Origin of the sequence: Oceanimonas pelagia (assembly GCF_030849025.1) — a bacterium.
Taxonomy (GTDB): Bacteria; Pseudomonadota; Gammaproteobacteria; order Enterobacterales; family Aeromonadaceae; genus Oceanimonas; species Oceanimonas pelagia.
This window is the reverse complement of sequence record NZ_CP118224.1, coordinates 2,451,009-2,469,411: the sequence shown is the minus strand read 5'-3', so window position 1 is coordinate 2,469,411 and position 18,403 is coordinate 2,451,009. Positions and strand designations below refer to the sequence as shown.

Genomic DNA, 18,403 nt, shown 5'->3' with positions numbered 1-18,403 from the left:
CGTGCGCATGATGTTTCCTCGTCCAGTATACGGCCTTGGAAGGCGCTTGCCAGCCCGAACGAACCTTGCTTTTAACGATTGGTTAAAGCGTGATCCGGTGCCAGTGCCAGGTACATCAGCGCCGTGGTGAGGGCATCGCCAAAGGCGGTATGGCGGGCCAGCAGGGGCACCCGGAGTTGGCTGGCCATGCGTTCAAAGTCGAGGTCGGGCTCAATGTCGGGGTTTTGCCGCAACTGGCGCCGTCGGTAAAGGTGGGCCAGCTCAATGTGGCGGTTGGGCAGTTCAAAGCCGAACTGTTCCCGGGTCAGCCGGCTGAGAATGGCGATATCGAAGCGCACATGGTAGCCCAGCAGCGGCCGGTTCTGAATAAAGCCCAGCAGCCGGCCCAGGGCCTCGTGGGGGGGCGAGCCCGCCCCCAGATCCTGATGGCGCAAACCATGAATGCGAATGCTGTCGCCGGTGAGCCTGGGGCTGGCGCCCAGGGTCAGCTCCAGCCGCTGGCTGGTGAGCACCCGGCGGCCGCGAATGGGCACGGCGGCAATGGTCAGCACGTCGGCCCGGCGCGGATCCAGCCCGGTGGTTTCGGTGTCGATGGCAATGATGTCATCGCCCCGGTAGGGTTCGAACAGGTGATGCCAGGGGCTGCCGGCAAACTTGCGCGCCAGCCACAGGCGCTTCAGCGGCAGCATTACAAACTCCGGATCTGAAAATGCACTTCCAGCTTTTGCTTGAATTTCTTGACCACGTGCAGGGCGTGGCGCAGCAGATCCCGCTGGTGCCGGGGCAGCCGCGCCGGGTCCAGCCGCTGGCTGAGGCCATCGCCGCCCCGGGCCAGCTGCTGCTCCAGCCGCAATTGCCAGAACAGGGTCAGCGCCGCGCTCAGGTTGTCGGCCTGCTCCGGCTCGAAAATGCGCAGGTCGGTAAGCAGGCGAATGCGCTCCAGGGTGTTGGTTTCGGTCACGCCCTGCTCCAGCGCCAGGGCCCGTACCCCCTGCACCACCGGAAAAATGCCGCCGCGCTTGATGTCGAGGCCCTTGTCGGACTGCTTGATGTCGCCGAAGAAGGTGAGCGGAGTATGAAAGCGCAGCGCCTGGGCGGCGAACTCGCTGAGCAGCAGCTCCCGGCCCTTGACCGCCGCCAGCAGGTGCTTCTGAAACCGCCGCACCAGGGATTCGCGCCCGGCAATAAAGTGCGGGTCGGCGATAATGGCCAGTTGCATGTGGCTGTCCGGGGTGTTGCGGCGCACCCAGCCGGTCAGGCAATGCTGCCAGTCGTCGAGGCGCCTGACCCAGTCGGGGTTGTTGACCATGACCCGGCCCGGGCAGGGCGGGTAGCCGAGTCGCTCCAGGTGGCGGCTGAACTGCTCGGCGTAAGGCCGTACCTCGCCGGGGGCAAGGTCGTTATCCAGCACCAGGGCGTTGTCCTGATCGGTTTTCAGCACCTGCTCGCACCGGCCCTCGCTGCCCAGCACCATCAGCGCCAGCCGGTCGTGCAGCTCGGGCGGAAAGGCGAACTCAAAGGCCTTGCGCATCAGCTGGCCGTTGAGGCTGGCCAGCAGTTTCATGATAAAGGGCAGGCGCACGCCGTTGTTGTGCAGGTTTTCCACCAGCATGCCGAGGGTGGCGGCAGCCTCGGCCAGTTCGTCGATGGTCTCGGCGCGCAGAATGCGCAGCCCCAGCACCTGGGAGTGGGTGGAAAACTGGCTGAGCAACTGGGTCATTTCCAGAATGCCCGCCAGTTGCTCGCCTTCCTTCACCGCCACCCGTTCAATCTTGTGCTGCACCATCAGCATCAGGGCGTTGAACAGAAAGTCGCCCTTTTGCACCGACACCAGGTTGAAGCTGGCCAGCACGTGCACCGGCTCGCCGGCGGGCAGGGCGTCGAGCACGGCGCCATAGAGCAGATCGGTGCCGGTGAGCATGCCAAAGCTGCCGTCGTGGGCCACGATCAGCGACTCCAGGTGATGAGTTTTAAGCAGCCGGGTGGCCTGCAAGATCGAGGTCTGGCCGTCGATCACCATGGCCGGCTGAATGTTGCTGTTGTCGATGCGGGTGAGAATGAATTCCGACAGATTCTTGCGCGGTGCCGTGGTCTGCTGCCGGCCCTTGAGATCCTGCTGAAACCAGGCGGCAAAATCCGGGTTGTCGGTCATCAGGGTGAGAAAGGCCTGGGTGGGCAGCACAAAGCACAGGGTTTCTTCCAGCGCCACATAGCCATGGCGGCACTCACCGTCGAACTGGCCGCGAATGTCGAACAGATCGTCGGTGGTGTACTGGGCAAACACCTCGCCACGCTCTGTGTGGCGCTCTTCCACCACGCCCTTGAGAATGATGTACAGGCAGTCGACGAGCTGGCCCGGCTCAAGGAGGGTTTCGCCCCGGGCGAAGTAGGCGATGTCGGTCTGATCCAGCAGATCCTGGCGCTGCTCCGGGGTCAGGGTGTCAAAGGGCGGGTGAGCGAAGTTGAACTGATCCTGCATAAGGCCTCCTTGCCGTTATCAGCCCAGTATTACAGCGAAAACGGTGTTTGCCAGCCGACTTTGGTCGAAGGCTCTGGTTACAGCAGCAGGGTATCGGCGAACCAGATCACCACGGCGTAGCGCAGGGCCTTGCCGATAAACACCAGCAGGGTAAACAGTGCCAGCGGCACCCGCATGATGCCGGCAATAAAGGTGAGGGCGTCGCCGCCCACCGGCGCCCAGGCCAGCAGCAGCGACCACACGCCAAAGCGCTGAAACCAGCGCTGGGCCCGCTCGAGCTGCTTGTCGTTCACCGGAAACCAGCGCTTGTGGCGGTAGTGCAGCAGGTATTTGCCCAGCCACCAGTTGACCATGGAGCCCAGGGTATTGCCGACGCTGGCCAGGGTCCACAGCAGCAGGGCGGCGTCGGGCTGGCGGGTCAGTACCGCCGCCAGCACCACTTCCGAATAAAAGGGGGCGATGGTGGCGGCCAGCAGGCTGCTGCCAAACACCAGCAGGTAATCAGTCATAGAGGGCCTCGGGCCAGCTTTGCTCGGCGGCGTGCACCAGGTGCCGAAACAGCCGGCGCTGGCAGGAAAGGTAGGGCAGGTACTCCGGGTGCCACTGCACCCCCAGCAGGTAGTGGTCGGTGGTGCTTTCAATGGCCTGCACAAAGCCGTCGAGATCCCGGGCGACCACCGCCAGGCCGCTGCCGAGCCGGTCCACCGCCTGATGATGCAGGCTGTTAATGCGCCAGCGCGGCTGTTGCATGATGCGGTTAAGCCGGCCGTTGCCACAGCCGATGGCGGTTTTACGGGGCAGCGGCGTGCGCCGGTTGGAGGTGTGCAGTCGCTGCGGGCGAATGTCGGCGTGCAGTGAGCCGCCCAGCACCACATTGATCAGCTGGGCGCCCCGGCAGATGCCGAGCAGCGGCAAACTGGTGTCGAGGGCGTGCTCGATCAGCTCGATTTCAAAGGCGTCCCGTTCGGGATCCGCCGGTGCCCGGCCGGTGTCGTGGCCGTAGAGGGCGGCGTCGATGTCGTCGCCGCCGCCGATGATCAGGCCCTGCAACTGCTCCCGCTTGTGCCGGTGCATGTTGGCCGGCGTCAGGTGCCGTCCCCGGCCCCCGGCCAGGTGCAGGGCCAGCCGGGTGGCCCACCAGGCCAGGGGCAGGCGGCTGCTGGGGCCGGTTACGCCGATCAGCGCAGCCATGGGCGCACCTTCAGGCTCCAGGGATCCATAAAGTCGGGGGTCAGTTGTTCCAGGTGGTTAAGGTAGGCCCGGCAGGCCCCGGCCAGGCGCGGCTCGTCGCTGGCCAGCCGCTCCACCTGCAGCCAGCCGGCCCAGGCGTGGCGCAGCGACCATACCGGGTTGTCGATATCGGAGTTGGGCAGCCGGTAGTGCAGGGTGGGGCGTTTGTTGACCTTGTCGTCCTGCACCACCGCCTGCACTTTTTGTTCGTCATGCCAGGCCAGCAGCGGCAACAGATCCATGGCCCGGTTGCGGGTGGGGTTCCAGGCCAGGTAGTCGGCGGTAAAGCCGGCCATGTCGGGCCGGTAGCCGCTATTCAGCACCAGTCGCACATAGTCTTTGGGAAAGGCGCGAATGTAGGGCGACAGCTTGCGGGCGGTGACGATGTCCTCGTGTTGCTCCAGCCAGTCGTGCAGGCACAGGTAGGCGCGAAAGTAGCGCAGCAGGGTCTCCATGTCGGTGTCGGGCAGCTCGGGATTGAGGTGCAGGCCAAAAGCGTAATAGAGGGCGTGACGGGTGCCATGAGCGCCGTATTCCCGCAGCCGTTCAAACAGCCGGTTGAGCAGATCGAGCCGGGACAGCGGCAGCGGCGGACACACCAGCTCCAGGGGCACCAGTTGCCGTGCCAGGCTGCCCAGCAGATCGGTGGCGGCCTGCTCCAGCTCGCCGGGCGGGTGCCGGCGCTGGGCCCGGGCCAGTTGCTTGAGGTAGTCAAAGTCGAGTTCGGCCCGAAAGTCGCCCAGTGACGTGGGAATGTTGAACTCGTATTCCGACACCGGCCGGCTTTCCCCGCCGAGGGTGTCGGCCACCAGGCTCACCAGTTGCGGCAGGGTAATGCCGCTCAGCTCCAGCTCCACGCCCAGCCGGCGTTCCTGGCCTTCCCGGGTGTGTTGTTGCGGTGGCATGGTGAGCGGCATGGCGTCTCCTGATCAGCCGTGGCGGGTCAGCCACAAGTATAGAAGGAAGCCGGCCCAGCTCAGTGCCAGCAGCCCCCAGGGCAACAGCCTGTCAGGCCCGTTGCAGGAAGGCGCCGCGTCCGGCTCATTATCTTCGTGCATTTCGGTATTTTGCTGGCGTTGCTGTTGCCGGCGGGCCTTGTCGGCGGCGCGGGCCCTGGCCTTTTGCTGCTTTTTATATTCCTCTATGCCCTTCTGGATCCCCTGGGCAATCAGCCGGGTTTGCTCCTTGGTCTGGCCCGGACGCTGGGTAGCTCTGGCCACGCGCTCGGCCTCGGCCCGGGTTTCCGGTGAGGCCTCGGCCTTTTTGTGTTTGCTGTAACGCATGGGGCCGCCTATTCCGCCACGTTGTTGAGGTAGTGCAGATCCATGATAAACACCGCCAGCAGCAGTTGGGCGGCGGCGTTATAAAAGCCGCCGGCATCCCGCTCGCCACAGCGTTCGGCAAAGGCCGGCAGCCAGTCGATGAGCTGGCTGTTGGCCAGCTCCCGTTGCTGGTCGAGCAGGTGCAGGCGCTGCTCATCGTTGTCGGTATCGGCGGCGGCCAGGGCCAGGGTGCCCATCATCTCCAGCTGGTTGCACACGTGCAGCGGATCGTCGTCGGCCAGCTCGGTGCCGTGTTGCTTGAGCAGCACCGTCATCAGCAGCAGGGCCTCCTGATCGGGCTCGGTCAGGCTGCTGATGTCGAGCAGCGCCGGGCTCTCCGTCAGGCGCTGGTGGTCCTGTGCCAGGGCAGACTGGGGCGAGGGCCGGGCCAGCGCGCGCTCCGCCTGGCCGCGAAAGGCTTCGGCGGTTTCGGTCAGCGGGTCCAGGGTGGCCAGGCTGTCGAGAAAGCGGTGCATGTCGTAACCGCCGAATTCATTGAGATCCTCTTCGCTCAGGGGAGCGGCAAACAGGGCGGTAAACCAGTGATACAGCTCGGCCCGGCGCTGGGAAGTGACTCTGAACGCTTGCATAATCCCCTTTCACTTTAAATGGTCGGCCCTCGTCGGGCAGTGAATCGAGCCACCATTCTATCGGGTTTGGCGGCCAACTTCATGTCCGGGAGGTGGCAGGGGTGTGTTAATGGGTTTTCAACTTTTTGTGAACTTTTCAACATAAAGGTAAAAAAATAGTGTAAACCCGGCTCGCGGGACTAGGCCGGATTGCCGCTTGGGGGTACACTCTGGCTTTCAGTGACAATCCCCCATGAGTCAGGAGAGACGGATGTTAAAGCGTGAGATGAATATCGCCGACTATGATCCCCAGCTGTGGCAGGCCATCAGCGATGAAACCGTGCGTCAGGAAGAGCACATTGAACTGATCGCTTCCGAGAACTACACCAGCCCGCGGGTGATGCAGGCTCAGGGCTCCCAGCTCACCAACAAGTACGCCGAAGGCTATCCGGCCAAGCGTTTCTACGGTGGCTGTGAATATGTGGACGTGGTGGAAGAGCTGGCCATCGAGCGTGCCAAGCAACTGTTCGGCGCCACCTGGGCCAACGTGCAGCCACACTCCGGCTCTCAGGCCAACTCCGCCGTGTTCCTGGCGCTGGTCAAGCCCGGCGACACCGTCATGGGCATGAACCTGGCCCACGGTGGCCACCTGACTCACGGCTCTCCCGCCAACTTCTCCGGCCGCCTGTACAACATCATTCCCTACGGCATCAACGAGCAGGGTGTGATCGACTACGAAGAAATGGAGCGTCTGGCCGTTGAGCACAAGCCGAAAATGATCATCGGCGGCTTCTCCGCCTTCTCCGGCATCGTAGACTGGGCCCGCATGCGTGAAATCGCCGACAAGGTCGGCGCCTGGTTCATGGTCGACATGGCCCACGTGGCCGGCCTGATCGCCGCCGGTGTGTATCCCAACCCGCTGCCTCACGCCCACGTGGTGACCTCCACCACTCACAAGACCCTGGCCGGTCCCCGTGGCGGCATCATTCTGTCTGCCGCCAACAACGAAGAGCTGGAAAAGAAACTGAATTCCGCCGTGTTCCCCGGTGGTCAGGGTGGCCCGCTGATGCACGTGATCGCCGCCAAGGCCGTGGCCTTCAAGGAAGCCCTGGAGCCCGAGTTCAAGGAATACCAGGCGCAGGTGGTGAAAAACGCCCAGGCCATGGCCGACGAGTTCCAGAAGCGTGGCTTTAAGGTGGTTTCCGGTGGCACTCACAACCACCTGTTCCTGCTGGATCTGATCGACAAGGATATCACCGGTAAGGAAGCCGACGCCGCCCTGGGCCGCGCCTTCATTACCGTCAACAAGAACGCCGTGCCCAACGATCCGCGCTCTCCGTTTGTGACCTCCGGCATTCGTATCGGTACGCCGGCGGTGACCCGTCGTGGCTTCAAGGAAGCCGACGTGCGCCAGCTGGCCGGCTGGATCTGTGATGTGCTCAACAACATCAACGACGAGGCCACCATCGCCAGCGTGAAAGAGCAGGTGCTGGATATCTGCCGTCGCCACCCGGTTTACGCGTAAGGCGCACCGGTAACGGCATCAGAAACGGGGTCTTCGGGCCCCGTTTTTATTTTCTCTTGCTTTCAATCCACAGCCCGCTTCTTTACACTAACAGCCGATTAACAGGCCCCGCGGAGGCTTCATGCACTGCCCCTTTTGTAACGCAACCGAAACCAAGGTAATCGACTCCCGTCTGGTCGGCGATGGCCTGCAGGTGCGCCGGCGGCGGGAGTGCAATGCCTGCCGGGAGCGTTTCACCACCTTTGAAACCGCCGAGCTGGTGATGCCGCGCATCATCAAGACCAGCGGCATTCGCGAGCCCTTTAACGAAGACAAGCTGGAAGCCGGCATGCAGCGGGCGCTGGAAAAGCGCCCGGTCAGCACCGAGGCCATCGAGCAGGCCATCAGCCGCATCAAGTCGCGGCTGCGGGCCACCGGTGAGCGGGAAGTCAAATCCGAACTGGTGGGCAATCTGGTCATGGAAGAGCTCAGGCAGCTCGACAAGGTGGCCTATATTCGCTTTGCCTCGGTGTACCGCTGTTTTGAGGATCTGCGTCAGTTTGGCGAAGAGATAGCCCGCCTGGAGCAATAAGTGTTTACATCCCAAGACGCGCACTGGATGGCCAGGGCGCTTGAGCTGGCCCGCCGCGGCCGTTTTACCACCAGTCCCAACCCGGCGGTGGGGTGTGTGATTGTCAAAGACGGCGAGCGGGTGGGCGAGGGCTTTCACCGGCGCGCCGGCGGCCCCCATGCCGAGGTGTTTGCCCTGCGTGAAGCCGGCGCCGCCGCTCGCGGCGCCACCGCCTACGTCACCCTGGAGCCCTGCTCTCATCACGGCCGCACCCCGCCCTGTGCCCAGGGGCTGATCGACGCCGGTGTGGCCCGGGTCGTGGCCGCCATGGTAGATCCCAACCCGCAGGTGGCCGGTCGCGGGCTGGCCATGCTGCAGGCAGCAGGCATTCAGGCCGAGGCCGGACTGATGACCGAGGCCGCCGAGGCAGTGAATGTGGGCTTTTTGCACCGCATGCGCACCGGCCGTCCCTTTGTGACCTTGAAGCTGGCTTCCAGTCTTGATGGCCGCACCGCGCTCGCCAACGGCGAAAGCCAGTGGATCACCGGCCCCGCCGCCCGGCGCGACGTGCAGCGCCACCGGGCGCAAAGCTGTGCCATTCTCTCCGGCGCCGACACCGTGCTGACCGACAACGCCGCCCTCAACGTGCGCTGGGGGGAGCTGCCGGCCTCGCTGCGCCATGACTATGCCGAGGGCGAGCTGCGTCAGCCCCTGCGCATTATCATCGACACCCAGAACCGGCTGCACGCCGGGCTCAGGCTGTTTGCGCAGCCCGGCCCTGTGCTGCTGCTGCGCGGTTGGGTAACCGGCGGTTTTGGTGATGAAGTGGAGGAATGTGTGCTGCCGCAGGCCGGCAACGGCAAGCTGGATCTTGAGCTGTTGCTGGATGAGCTGGGCCGGCGCCAGCTTAACCACCTGTGGGTGGAGGCGGGGGCCACCCTGGGCGGCGCCCTGTTCGGCGCCGGCCTGGTGAATGAGCTGATTCTGTATCAGGCCCCCATGCTGATGGGCAACCCGGCCCGGGGCCTGCTGGCGCTGCCCGAATTTACCGCCATGAGCCAGCCGCCCCGGCTGGCCTGGCAGGATTGCCGCCGGGTGGGTGGTGATCTCAAACTGACTGCAAGGGTAACCGACTGATGTTTACCGGTATTGTTGAAGCCACCGGCACCCTGGCCGCCATCGAGCGAAAGGGTGCCTCCTCGGTGATCCGCATTCACTGCCCGGCGCTGGACTTGTCCGACGTCGCTCTGGGTGATTCCATTGCCACCAACGGTGTCTGCCTCACCGTGACCGAACTGGGCAAGGACTACTACTGCGCCGATGTCTCGGCGGAAACCATTAATCGCACCGGATTTGCCGATTACCAGCCGGGCCGGGCGGTGAATCTGGAAAAGGCGCTGCTGCCCACCACCCGTCTCGGCGGTCATCTGGTGTCCGGCCATGTGGACGGCGTGGGCCGTATCAGCAAAAAGAGCAAGGTGGGCTTTGCCATCGAGCTGTGGGTCGACGCCCCGGCGGCGCTTTCCCGCTATATTGCCGAAAAGGGCTCCATTACCGTGGACGGCATCAGCCTCACCGTGAACGCGGTGGCGGGCGCGACCTTTAAATTGACGCTGGTGCCCCATACATTGAATAACACCACACTGAATGACTGGCAGGTTGGCCGCAGTGTCAACCTGGAGGTAGATATTATCGCCCGCTACCTGGAGCGGCTGCTGGCCGGTGGCCAGAGTGACGCTTCAAGCGGACTGACCCTGGCGACCCTGGCCGCCAGCGGTTTTGTGAAATAGCGGCTAACCGAATCAACCAAGGGGAACATCATGGCGTTAAGCAGTACCCAGGAAATCATCGACGACATTCGTCAGGGCAAAATGGTCATTCTGATGGATGACGAAGACCGGGAAAACGAAGGCGATCTGATCATGGCCGCCGAGCACGTGCGTCCGGAAGACATCAACTTCATGGCCAAATACGGCCGGGGCCTGATCTGCCTGACCCTGACCGAGGCCCGTTGCCGTCAGCTCGACATTCCCCAGATGGTGAGCCGTAACACCGAGCAGTTCTCCACCGCCTTTACCGTGTCCATCGAGGCCGCCGAGGGGGTGACCACCGGCATTTCCGCCGCCGACCGGGCCCGCACCGTGCAGGCGGCGGTGGCGAAAGACGCCAAGCCGTCGGATCTGGTGCAGCCCGGCCATATCTTTCCGCTCAAGGCCCAGAATGGCGGCGTGCTGACCCGTGCCGGCCACACCGAGGCGGGCTGCGATCTGGCCCGGCTGGCGGGGGTGGAGCCGGCGGCGGTGATCGTGGAAATCCTCAATGAAGACGGCACCATGGCGCGCCGTCCGGATCTGGAAAAGTTCGCCGAGCAGCACGGCCTCAAGCTGGGCACCATTGCCGATCTGATCGAGTACCGCAACCAGAACGAAACCACCATCGAGCAGGTGGCCCGCTGCCAGCTGCCCACCGAGCACGGCGAGTTCGAGCTGGTGACCTTCCGCGACACCATCGACAATCAGGTGCACTTTGCCCTGCGCAAGGGCGAGATCAAGGCCGATCAGCCGGCGCTGGTGCGGGTGCATATTCACGACATGCTCACCGACGTGCTGATGACCGACCGCCACGCCAGCCGCAGCTGGCCGCTGGACAAGTCGATGGCGCGCATTGCCGCCGAAGGCGGCGTGCTGGTGATCCTCGGCAAGGAGGAAACCCCGGATCATTTGCTGTCGGTGGTGCGCATGTTTGAGGCCGCCGACAAGGGCGAGCGCCCGGAAGCGGCCAAGCGCCAGGGCACTTCACGCCGGGTGGGCGTGGGCTCGCAGATTTTGCGTGCCATGGGCGTGGGCAAGATGCGCCTGCTGAGCTCGCCCAAGCGCTACCACGCGCTGTCGGGCTTTGGCCTGGAAGTGGTGGAATACGTGACCGAGTAAGTTGGCTCGTTGCCCTGCCTTCCATTTTGTTACCCCCCGCCTTTGCATTGGTCTCCCTCGCAAAGGCGGGGGGCCTTCTGCCGGCCACGCCGGGTTTTCAATCACGGTACCGGCATGCTCTGCCCCCGAATGCCAGCCGTTGCGGGATTGACGGCCTGCACGGCCCCTCCTGCTTTCCCGTTTTGATACACATTTTAAATATGCCTTCCGAATTGAGTTTGCCCGTAAAAAAGACAACAATACCGGCCTCAAACGTATCAATGGAACGAAGCAGGCGAGCATGGCCATCTGGGGAAAGGGACTTAGGGCAAAATCCATCTGGGCCTTGTTGCTGGCCTGCATCCTGGCCTTTATTCCGGCGGTGGGCATTGGCTGGCAGTTGCTTTCCGGCATTCAGGAACACTTCGGCCGTGCCTACGCCGACAATTTCACCCGTCTTAACCGTCAGCACATACTGGTGCCGCTTACCCGCGAGCTGGCCCTGGCCGAGCGTTTTGCCGGCTCGGTGCTGACCCGCCGCTGGCTGGCCGGTGATGCGGATGCCGCGTTGTTTATTCAGGAGGCAGAAGGCGTTGCCGCCGACTTCAGCAGCCACTCCTGGTTTTTGATCAACGCCGACAGCCGCGATTATTACTATCACGCCCCAGACCAGCCCTTTGATGCCCGGCCCAGCTACCGGCTTGATGCAGACCGCGCCGACGATCAGTGGTTTTTCAATCTGATGCGCGATAACGAACGGCTCAATATCAACGTTAACCACGACAGGCGTCTCGGCACCACCCGAGTGTGGATCAACGTGCGGGTGGAAGAGCGGGGCCGGGTTCTGGGGCTGGCGGGCACCGGCATCGATCTGACCCGCTTTATCAACGACTTTATCGCCATTCAGCGGCAGGGGGTCATGCCCATGATCCTCGACCGGAACGGCCGCTACCAGGCTCATCCCGACGCCAGCCTGATCGCCCTGGGCTCGGCGGCGGGCATGAGCGGTGAGGCGGCCACCCTGCACGAGCGGCTGGGCTCCGTCGAGCAGGGCACCCGCTTCAGCGAGCTGCTGGCGCAGGTGGCGGCCTCGCCCGATGGCATCGCCATGGACTGGTTTACCCTGGATGGCCGGCGCCAGTTGCTGGCCGTGGGGTACATTCCCGAGCTCGACTGGTACCTGACCACGGCGGTGGATCTGGGGCTGGCGCAGGTGCTGGAGCCGAGGCTGGTGCAGGCGGCCCTGTTCGGCCTGGTGCTGATGCTGGCGGTGTTACTGCTGGGGCTGGCCTACGCGGTGGAGCGGGCGGTGCTGCGTCCGCTGCGCCGGCTGCAGGGCTCGGCCACCGCCATTGCCGACGGCAGTTACGAGGTCTCGCTGCCGGCCCCCTCCGGCGACGAGATCGGCGATCTGAGCCGGGCTTTTGGGGTTATGGTGGACAAGGTGCGCAGCCACACCGCGGAGCTGGAGCAAAAGGTACAAAGCCGTACGCGGGAGCTGGAGCAGGCCAACCGCAAAATGCGCCAGGCCCATCAGCAGATCAACGACTCCATCGACTATGCCAGCCTGATCCAGAAGGCCATTCTGCCGGACCGGCAACTTACCCAGGTGCTGGGCGAACATCACTTCGTGCTGTGGCACCCGCGGGATGTGGTGGGCGGCGATTTTTACCTGTTTCAGCCCGGTGAGCAGGGCCGTTTTCTGGTGGGGGTGGTCGACTGCGCCGGTCACGGCGTGGCCGGCGCGCTGATGACCATGCTGGGCCGGGCGGCGCTCGATCACGCGGTACGTGAGCTCGGCATGGCATCGCCGGCAGCCATTCTGCAACTGGCGGATCACACCCTCAGGGGCATGCTGCGGAACTGCGAACTGCCCCGGGGCCTGGCCACCACCATGGACGCCGGCCTGGTGTTTGTGGATCCTCCCGCCGGGCAACTGGTGTTTGCCGGTGCCAAAATGTCGTTGTATTGCAGCGATGCAGAGAGTGTGGAAGAGCACAAGGGCCAGCGGCGCAGCCTGCTGGACCGGCGCCCGGGCCAGTTTGAAGATCAGCGGCTGCCGGTGCACCATGGCCAGGTGTATTATCTGACCACCGACGGCTATCTGGATCAGGCCGGCGGTGCCAAGGGATTTGGCCTGGGCGGCAGCCGGTTCCGCGAACTGCTGCGCACCCATGCCGGATTGCCGCTGGCGGAGCAGGCCGAGGCCCTGAAGCGCGAGCTGGACCAATATCGCGGCGGTCATGCCCAGCGGGACGATATCACCCTGCTGGCGTTTCGCATGGACGCCCACTTACAAGGAGTAACCGATGCAAGGCATAGACCTGCTGTCGATACGCGAGCAGTTTAATCTAAACCGCATTTTGCTGTGCTTCAACGGCCCCATCTCCCGGGGCCTGATCGAAGAGATCGGCAAGGCGCTGCGAAATTATCTGCAGGCCGACAATGCCCAGCCCGGCGCCGCCATGGACGTATTTGGCGTTTATATCGAGCTGACCCAGAACATTCGCCATTACGCCAGCCGCATGAACTACGGCGAGCGGGACGGCTCGGCTACCGTGGTGGTCGCCGGTGGTGAAGACGGCCACTACCAGGTGATGGCCGGCAACCTGGTGGAGCTGGCGGACGGTCAGGCCCTGTGCGACCGCATTGCGACCCTGGCAGCCATGGACAAGCGCGAACTCAGGGCGGCCTACAAGACCCAGTTGCGCCAGCCCCGCAATGAGCAGGGCAGCAGCGGCGCCGGCCTGGGGCTGCTGGACGTGGCGCGTAAGTCGGCCCTGCCCGTGACCGCCCGGCTGGTGGACGTGGGGAACGGGCGCGGTTTTTTAAGCATTCTGGCGGTGGTGTAAGTTATGAATACGGAACTGGCAATGAACACACTGGTAATAACCGGTACCCAGTCGACCCCGGATATCGTCTGCGATCCGGTGCTGGGCACTGTGGTGATGAAAGGGGATTCCTATCCGGAAAACTCCTTTGAATTTTTTCATGAGGTTATTGGCTGGATTGAGCAATACCTGGAGGAGTCCGCCGGAGCCCTGCGGCTGGAGCTGCACCTGATGTACATGAACACCAGCAGCGTCAAGGCCATGATGGACATCTTCGATCTGCTGGAAGCGGCCTTTGAAAAAAACCGGAACGTGGCGGTGCAGTGGTTCTTTGACCCGGATAACGAGCGGGTCGAAGAGCTGGCCGAGGAATTCCGGGAAGACTGCAGCTTCCCCTTTGAGGTTCTGCCCCATGGCTGAACTGCCCTCGGAAGAGGAGCTGGAGCGGCTGCTGGCCGATCCAGCACACCGGCACAATCCGCTGCTGCCGCTGGTGGCGGCCCTGGCGGAGCGCAACCGGGAGCAGCGCATTCGGCTGGAGCGGTTGCTGCGCATTTCCGACAGCAGCTACTGCGTGGCGATTTCCCGCAACCAGGATCTGCTGCAACAATACGATCGCCAGCTAAAGCGGCTGGACAAGATCACCCGTATTTCCGATCGTTACCAGCGCAGCCTGCTGGAGCTGAACGATCAGCTGCGCCAGGCGGCGCTGCGGGATCCGCTCACCGGGCTGGCCAACCGCCGTCAGCTGATGGAGCGGTTGCACGACGAGCAGGCCCGCTGCCGGCGCGGCCAGCCCGCCTTTGCCCTGGCCATGCTGGACGTGGATCATTTCAAGCGCATCAACGACACTTACGGCCACGACACCGGCGATCGGGTGTTGTGCCGGCTGGCGGAAACCCTGGCCGGCCAGCTGCGCACTCAGGATCTGTGTGCCCGCTGGGGCGGTGAAGAATTTGTGCTGCTGCTGCCCCACACCGCCCTGGAGCCGGCCGGCGCCCTGCTGAGACGGATCATGACCGCGGTGCGAGAGCTGGTGGTGGATGAAGTGCCTGCCCTGCGGCTCACGGTCAGTGCTGGCCTGACTACCCACCAGCCCCACGAGACGCTGGACGACACCCTGCGGCGGGCCGATCAGCTGCTGATTGGCGCCAAAAACGCCGGCCGGGATCGGCTGCACCTGGCCGGCGCCTGAGCGACCGGCCCGAACCATTATTGTGAGAGCGGCAACATGGCCACCCTGCTGACATCGGCACATTTTACCGACATGCCCTGGAAAAACGGCGGCGGCACTACCTGCGAGCTGTTGCGGCTTCCGGCCGAGGGCGATTTTGCCGTGCGCCTGTCCACGGCCCGAGTGGGGCAAAATGGCCCCTTTTCATGCTTTCCCGGTATCGACCGGGTGCTGATGCTGCTGGAGGGAGACGGTGTTGAGCTGGCCATGGCCAGCGGCACTCGGGTGCTGAAGCGGCCGTTTGAGCCAATAGCCTTTTCCGGAGACGAGCCCGTTCACTGCCGCTTGCTGAACGGGGAGTGTCTCGATTTCAACCTGATGACCCGGCGGGACTGGGGGCGGGCCACCCTTGAGGTGCTGCCCCTGCGGGCCGGCGATGCCTGTTTCAGCCAGGCGCCTCAGGCCCGGCTGCTGTATCTGCACGGCGGTGAGCCCCGGTTGTGGATAGTGGCGCCGGACGAGGCATTTTCTCTCACCGCCGAGCACGACGGTGTGCTGGTGGACATTACCCTCTACCCTGATGCGGAGTCTGACCATGTTGCCCTGTGTTGAACGAACCCTCGGTGAGCGCCCTGACGCCTGTGTGATCTGGCTGCACGGCCTGGGCGCCGACGGCCACGATTTTGCCCCCATCGTGCCCGAACTGAAGCTGCCGCCGAATGCGGCGGTGCGCTTTGTGTTCCCTCATGCACCGGCCATGCCGGTGACCATCAACGGTGGCCTGGCGATGCCCGCCTGGTACGACATTCTGGCCATGGACATTGACCGCAAGGTGGATGAAACCCAGCTCCGGGCCTCGGCGGCGGCGGTGATTGAGCTGGTTGAACAGCAGATCGCCGCCGGCATCGACAGCCGGCGCATTGTGCTGGCGGGGTTCTCCCAGGGCGGCGCGGTGGCCTATGAAGCGGCCCTGAGCTTTCACAAGCCCCTGGGTGGGCTGATTGCCATGTCCACCTATTTTGCTACCGCCGGCAGCGTGGTGCCGAGCGAGGCCAGCCGCGACCTGCCCATTCTGGTGCTGCACGGCAGCCAGGATCCGGTGGTGAGCGAGCAACTGGGCCTGCGTGCCTGCCGTGCCCTGGAACAACTCGGCCATGTGCCCGAATACCACCGCTATCCCATGGCCCACGCCGTGTGCGCCGAGGAGATAGCCGATATCGCCCGTTTTCTGTGCCGTTGTCTGGCACTGCACTGACGTAATAAGGAAACCCATGAACATTAACCAACTGCAGAAAAAGCTGGCCGAGGCGCCCGAAACCATTGAATTTGCCGAGGTGATGGGGCTTATCGACAGCCTCTACGACTTTACCCCGGTGGCCTTTACCAATGGTGATCAGCACAATGAGGCCGGTCAGAACAACGGCTCCTGCAAGCTGTTTGCCTTTGCCCGGCTGCAGGGCTTTAACGAGCAGGAAACCCTGGCCTGCTTTGGTGCCTTCTACCGTGACGATGTGCTGGGCAACCCGGACGGCGACGATCACCAGAACATTCGCAACTTTATCAAAACCGGCTGGACGGGCATCGAGTTCAGCGGCGACGCGCTGACGCCGAAAGAGTAACGTTGTCCCGCGAAGACGGGGGCCATATGTGGCCCGGTACGGTTGCACAGTCCGGTGCCGGGCTTCCGGACTTTCGCCTGCGTGGGAATGGCGGCCACGCTTCAGCGTACCATTCGCATTGCCCGGCGGTTGCGATACCACTCGTACAGCGGCCGGCTGCGAAAGCTGAGCAGCGCCAGCAAAATCAGCACACAGCCCAGTACCTTCTGGGGCGGCATCGGCTCCTGATACCAGAACAGGCTGATCAGCACGGTCCATACCGGCTCCAGCATCATGATCAGCGCGGCATTGGCCACATGGCTGTATTTCTGCCCGGCGCTCTGGCAGAAAAAGCGCAGTGAGGTGGCCAGCAGGACGCTGGCGGCAAACCAGCCCCAGACATGGCCGGGCACCTGCGCCGGCCATTGTTCAAACAGGGCGGAGTAGATGAGGTGCATGATTCCGGTCACGCCCAGCTGCACACAGGTGAGCGCCATGGGATCCACCCGCCGGGCAAAGCGGCTGTTCAGGCTGAAATACAGCGCCAGCGACAGCGAGGCCAGCAAGAACAGTAACTGCCCGAGGGAGAGCGACAGGCCGTTACCCGAGGTCAGCAAAAACAGCCCGCTCACGGCAATGGGCAGGGCCAGCCAGAACGGACGGCCGGGCCGTTCCCTGAACAGCAGCCAGGTCAGGGGCGGCACCATCAGCATGGCCAGGCTCATGATAAAGGCCCCTTCGCCTATGCCCTCGCTGTGGGCCACGGCCTGAATCCAGAAAATCAGGTTCAGGGTCATCACCAGCCCAATGGCCGCGGTTTTCAGCAGGTTGGCAGGGGAGGTGGCCCGCAGCCGGCGCTGGCAAAAGGGCAGCAGAATGAGCGCAGCCAGCAGAAAGCGCCAGCCCACAAAACCCGCCGGCGGCAGGGCGGTGATGGCCTCCTTGGAAAACAGCCAGCCGGCCGAGGCCAGCAGGGTGGCGGTCAGAATAAGCAGGTCACCGCGCCGTTCCGGCAGCATAAATATCCCTCGATTAACTTGATGTAAAGACGAACTGCGCGGCGGAATCGCCGGAAAGCCGAACAACCGGATGGTTGCCGAACGTCGGCTTACTCTAAGGCATTTGCTGGGGCTTGCCCACCCGCGCTGGCGCTTCTTTATGAGCCTGGGCATGGCTCGGCTGACCTACGCTTTACAGAGAGGAAGAACGGTCAGGCACTGGCAGGGGGAGGGTATGGCGGAGCACGACAAGGCGGCCGGTGGCCAGGAACAATTCCGGCAAATCGACATGGATCCCGGCGTGATCATGGAGCGGCTTGACAGCTGGCTCGACGGCGCCGTGCGGCTGGTACCCAACATGGTGGTGGCCCTGCTGGTTGTGGTGTTGTTTTACGGCCTGGCGACGCTGGCACGGCGGCTGGTGCAGACTCATGCCCGGCGGCGACAGCGGGAAAACCTGGGGGAGGTGCTGGGCGGCTTTGTAAAGTGGGCCATGGTGCTGCTGGGCGTGCTGCTGGCGGCGACCATAGTGATCCCCAGCCTGAAACCCGGGGATCTGATCGCCGGCCTGGGGGTGAGCTCGGTGGCCATCGGCTTTGCCTTCAAGGACATTCTGCAAAACTGGCTGGCCGGGCTGCTGATCCTGTTGCGTCAGCCCTTTAACATTCGCGATCAGATCGAGGTCAGCGGACACCATGGCACGGTGGAGCGGATTGAAACCCGGGCCACCATTATCAAAACCCATGATGGCCGGCGCATCGTGATCCCCAACAGCGACATCTATACCCATGCGGTGCTGGTGAAAACCGCCTATGAGCAGCGGCGCAGTCAGTATGACGTGGGCATTGGCTATGGGGACGATCTCGGACTGGCCTGCGAGCTGCTGGCACAGGCGGTGGCGCAGGTGGAAGGGGTCAGCCGGGAGCCGGGCGTGCAGGCACTGCCCTGGGACTTAGCGGCCAGCTGGGTCACCATTCGTGTACGCTGGTGGACCGACAGCCGGCAGAGTGCGGTCACCCAGACTCACGCCCGAGTGATCGGCACCATCAAGCGGACCCTGGAAAACGCCCATATCGAGATGCCAGGAGAAACCCGGCTGTGCCTGTTGCAACGGCAGGATGATGCCGGCAAGGCAACCACCTACACCAGCGACTAGGTTCGTGGGCCGAGCCACGGGGCGGGCGAGGCTTTTGTCAATCGCCGATTGTGCTAGAATGT

21 protein-coding genes are annotated in these 18,403 nt (G+C 63.7%); 13 read left to right on the top strand and 8 right to left on the bottom strand.

What is annotated here, in order from left to right; translation table 11 throughout:
• Window positions 1-71: 71 nt before the first annotated feature.
• The 7 genes from PU634_RS11825 to PU634_RS11795 form a co-directional block, all read right to left on the bottom strand.
• Window positions 72-689, bottom strand: a complete 618-nt coding sequence (locus tag PU634_RS11825; protein WP_306761021.1) for a 3'-5' exonuclease — start codon at window positions 687-689, stop codon at window positions 72-74.
• Window positions 689-2,479: a putative nucleotidyltransferase substrate binding domain-containing protein gene (locus tag PU634_RS11820; protein ID WP_306761020.1), complete on the bottom strand. Its 1,791-nt coding sequence runs from the start codon at window positions 2,477-2,479 to the stop codon at window positions 689-691. Before PU634_RS11820 ends, PU634_RS11825 begins: the two co-directional genes overlap by 1 nt.
• A gap of 77 nt (window positions 2,480-2,556) precedes the next feature.
• Window positions 2,557-2,988 carry a YqaA family protein gene (locus PU634_RS11815; protein WP_306761019.1) on the bottom strand — a complete coding sequence of 144 codons (432 nt, stop codon included), beginning with the start codon at window positions 2,986-2,988 and terminating at the stop codon, window positions 2,557-2,559.
• Window positions 2,981-3,670: a gamma-glutamyl-gamma-aminobutyrate hydrolase family protein gene (locus PU634_RS11810; protein ID WP_306761018.1), complete on the bottom strand. Its 690-nt coding sequence runs from the start codon at window positions 3,668-3,670 to the stop codon at window positions 2,981-2,983. Before PU634_RS11810 ends, PU634_RS11815 begins: the two co-directional genes overlap by 8 nt.
• A complete protein-coding gene (locus tag PU634_RS11805) occupies window positions 3,658-4,626 on the bottom strand; it encodes an amidoligase family protein (protein WP_306761017.1) in 969 nt (322 codons plus the stop codon). The genes PU634_RS11810 and PU634_RS11805 overlap by 13 nt, the downstream gene beginning before the upstream one ends.
• 12 nt (window positions 4,627-4,638) lie before the next feature.
• Window positions 4,639-4,992 carry a DUF2956 domain-containing protein gene (locus PU634_RS11800; RefSeq protein ID WP_306761016.1) on the bottom strand — a complete coding sequence of 118 codons (354 nt, stop codon included), beginning with the start codon at window positions 4,990-4,992 and terminating at the stop codon, window positions 4,639-4,641.
• Between the two features lie 8 nt (window positions 4,993-5,000).
• Window positions 5,001-5,621: a molecular chaperone TorD family protein gene (locus PU634_RS11795; protein WP_306761015.1), complete on the bottom strand. Its 621-nt coding sequence runs from the start codon at window positions 5,619-5,621 to the stop codon at window positions 5,001-5,003.
• A gap of 250 nt (window positions 5,622-5,871) precedes the next feature.
• On the opposite strand from PU634_RS11795, the gene glyA reads away from it, so the two are divergent.
• The 12 genes from glyA to PU634_RS11735 all read left to right on the top strand — a co-directional run bounded on the left by glyA (window position 5,872) and on the right by PU634_RS11735 (window position 16,208).
• Window positions 5,872-7,125, top strand: a complete 1,254-nt coding sequence (gene glyA, locus PU634_RS11790; protein ID WP_306761014.1) for a serine hydroxymethyltransferase — start codon at window positions 5,872-5,874, stop codon at window positions 7,123-7,125.
• Window positions 7,126-7,246: 121 nt separating this feature from the next.
• Window positions 7,247-7,696 (top strand): transcriptional regulator NrdR, encoded by a 450-nt coding sequence (gene nrdR / locus PU634_RS11785; protein ID WP_306761013.1) that lies wholly within the window; start codon window positions 7,247-7,249, stop codon window positions 7,694-7,696.
• Window positions 7,697-8,812 (top strand): bifunctional diaminohydroxyphosphoribosylaminopyrimidine deaminase/5-amino-6-(5-phosphoribosylamino)uracil reductase RibD, encoded by a 1,116-nt coding sequence (gene ribD, locus PU634_RS11780; protein ID WP_306761012.1) that lies wholly within the window; start codon window positions 7,697-7,699, stop codon window positions 8,810-8,812.
• Window positions 8,812-9,465 carry a riboflavin synthase gene (locus PU634_RS11775; RefSeq protein WP_306761011.1) on the top strand — a complete coding sequence of 218 codons (654 nt, stop codon included), beginning with the start codon at window positions 8,812-8,814 and terminating at the stop codon, window positions 9,463-9,465. The genes ribD and PU634_RS11775 overlap by 1 nt, the downstream gene beginning before the upstream one ends.
• Window positions 9,466-9,495: 30 nt before the next feature.
• Window positions 9,496-10,605 (top strand): bifunctional 3,4-dihydroxy-2-butanone-4-phosphate synthase/GTP cyclohydrolase II, encoded by a 1,110-nt coding sequence (gene ribBA, locus PU634_RS11770; RefSeq protein ID WP_306761010.1) that lies wholly within the window; start codon window positions 9,496-9,498, stop codon window positions 10,603-10,605.
• Window positions 10,606-10,885: 280 nt separating this feature from the next.
• Complete coding sequence (gene siaA / locus PU634_RS11765; protein WP_306761009.1) at window positions 10,886-12,934, top strand: biofilm regulation protein phosphatase SiaA; 2,049 nt, start codon at window positions 10,886-10,888, stop codon at window positions 12,932-12,934.
• Entirely contained in the window at window positions 12,894-13,436 is a 543-nt protein-coding gene (gene siaB / locus PU634_RS11760) for a biofilm regulation protein kinase SiaB (RefSeq protein ID WP_306761008.1), read from the top strand. Before siaA ends, siaB begins: the two co-directional genes overlap by 41 nt.
• 21 nt (window positions 13,437-13,457) lie before the next feature.
• A complete protein-coding gene (gene siaC / locus PU634_RS11755) occupies window positions 13,458-13,835 on the top strand; it encodes a biofilm regulation phosphoprotein SiaC (RefSeq protein ID WP_306761007.1) in 378 nt (125 codons plus the stop codon).
• Window positions 13,828-14,610: a biofilm regulation diguanylate cyclase SiaD gene (gene siaD / locus PU634_RS11750; protein WP_306761006.1), complete on the top strand. Its 783-nt coding sequence runs from the start codon at window positions 13,828-13,830 to the stop codon at window positions 14,608-14,610. Before siaC ends, siaD begins: the two co-directional genes overlap by 8 nt.
• Before the next feature lie 36 nt (window positions 14,611-14,646).
• Window positions 14,647-15,201: a HutD/Ves family protein gene (locus tag PU634_RS11745; protein ID WP_306761005.1), complete on the top strand. Its 555-nt coding sequence runs from the start codon at window positions 14,647-14,649 to the stop codon at window positions 15,199-15,201.
• Window positions 15,185-15,844, top strand: coding sequence for an alpha/beta hydrolase (locus PU634_RS11740; RefSeq protein WP_306761004.1), 660 nt, complete (start codon window positions 15,185-15,187; stop codon window positions 15,842-15,844). The genes PU634_RS11745 and PU634_RS11740 overlap by 17 nt, the downstream gene beginning before the upstream one ends.
• Before the next feature lie 16 nt (window positions 15,845-15,860).
• Entirely contained in the window at window positions 15,861-16,208 is a 348-nt protein-coding gene (locus PU634_RS11735) for a HopJ type III effector protein (RefSeq protein ID WP_306761003.1), read from the top strand.
• Window positions 16,209-16,309: 101 nt separating this feature from the next.
• On the opposite strand, the gene PU634_RS11730 is transcribed toward PU634_RS11735, so the two are convergent.
• Entirely contained in the window at window positions 16,310-17,206 is an 897-nt protein-coding gene (locus tag PU634_RS11730) for a DMT family transporter (protein ID WP_306761002.1), read from the bottom strand.
• A gap of 70 nt (window positions 17,207-17,276) precedes the next feature.
• Here PU634_RS11730 and PU634_RS11725 point away from each other — a divergent pair, with 70 nt between their 5' ends.
• Complete coding sequence (locus PU634_RS11725) at window positions 17,277-18,341, top strand: mechanosensitive ion channel family protein (RefSeq protein ID WP_306761001.1); 1,065 nt, start codon at window positions 17,277-17,279, stop codon at window positions 18,339-18,341.
• Window positions 18,342-18,403: the final 62 nt, after the last annotated feature.

Excerpts from the sequence above, each read along its gene's own strand:
- PU634_RS11815 (WP_306761019.1), bottom strand. The coding sequence starts at position 2,988 with ATGACTGATTACCTGCTGGTGTTTGGCAGCAGCCTGCTGGCCGCCACC.
- siaC (WP_306761007.1), top strand. The coding sequence starts at position 13,458 with ATGAACACACTGGTAATAACCGGTACCCAGTCGACCCCGGATATCGTC.
- siaA (WP_306761009.1), top strand. The coding sequence starts at position 10,886 with ATGGCCATCTGGGGAAAGGGACTTAGGGCAAAATCCATCTGGGCCTTG.
- PU634_RS11810 (WP_306761018.1), bottom strand. The coding sequence starts at position 3,670 with ATGGCTGCGCTGATCGGCGTAACCGGCCCCAGCAGCCGCCTGCCCCTG.
- PU634_RS11740 (WP_306761004.1), top strand. The coding sequence starts at position 15,185 with ATGTTGCCCTGTGTTGAACGAACCCTCGGTGAGCGCCCTGACGCCTGT.
- PU634_RS11795 (WP_306761015.1), bottom strand. The coding sequence starts at position 5,621 with ATGCAAGCGTTCAGAGTCACTTCCCAGCGCCGGGCCGAGCTGTATCAC.
- PU634_RS11730 (WP_306761002.1), bottom strand. The coding sequence starts at position 17,206 with ATGCTGCCGGAACGGCGCGGTGACCTGCTTATTCTGACCGCCACCCTG.
- PU634_RS11825 (WP_306761021.1), bottom strand. The coding sequence starts at position 689 with ATGCTGCCGCTGAAGCGCCTGTGGCTGGCGCGCAAGTTTGCCGGCAGC.
- PU634_RS11805 (WP_306761017.1), bottom strand. The coding sequence starts at position 4,626 with ATGCCGCTCACCATGCCACCGCAACAACACACCCGGGAAGGCCAGGAA.
- PU634_RS11735 (WP_306761003.1), top strand. The coding sequence starts at position 15,861 with ATGAACATTAACCAACTGCAGAAAAAGCTGGCCGAGGCGCCCGAAACC.
- glyA (WP_306761014.1), top strand. The coding sequence starts at position 5,872 with ATGTTAAAGCGTGAGATGAATATCGCCGACTATGATCCCCAGCTGTGG.
- nrdR (WP_306761013.1), top strand. The coding sequence starts at position 7,247 with ATGCACTGCCCCTTTTGTAACGCAACCGAAACCAAGGTAATCGACTCC.
- PU634_RS11800 (WP_306761016.1), bottom strand. The coding sequence starts at position 4,992 with ATGCGTTACAGCAAACACAAAAAGGCCGAGGCCTCACCGGAAACCCGG.
- PU634_RS11820 (WP_306761020.1), bottom strand. The coding sequence starts at position 2,479 with ATGCAGGATCAGTTCAACTTCGCTCACCCGCCCTTTGACACCCTGACC.
- siaD (WP_306761006.1), top strand. The coding sequence starts at position 13,828 with ATGGCTGAACTGCCCTCGGAAGAGGAGCTGGAGCGGCTGCTGGCCGAT.
- ribBA (WP_306761010.1), top strand. The coding sequence starts at position 9,496 with ATGGCGTTAAGCAGTACCCAGGAAATCATCGACGACATTCGTCAGGGC.
- siaB (WP_306761008.1), top strand. The coding sequence starts at position 12,894 with ATGCAAGGCATAGACCTGCTGTCGATACGCGAGCAGTTTAATCTAAAC.
- PU634_RS11775 (WP_306761011.1), top strand. The coding sequence starts at position 8,812 with ATGTTTACCGGTATTGTTGAAGCCACCGGCACCCTGGCCGCCATCGAG.
- PU634_RS11745 (WP_306761005.1), top strand. The coding sequence starts at position 14,647 with ATGGCCACCCTGCTGACATCGGCACATTTTACCGACATGCCCTGGAAA.
- PU634_RS11725 (WP_306761001.1), top strand. The coding sequence starts at position 17,277 with ATGGTTGCCGAACGTCGGCTTACTCTAAGGCATTTGCTGGGGCTTGCC.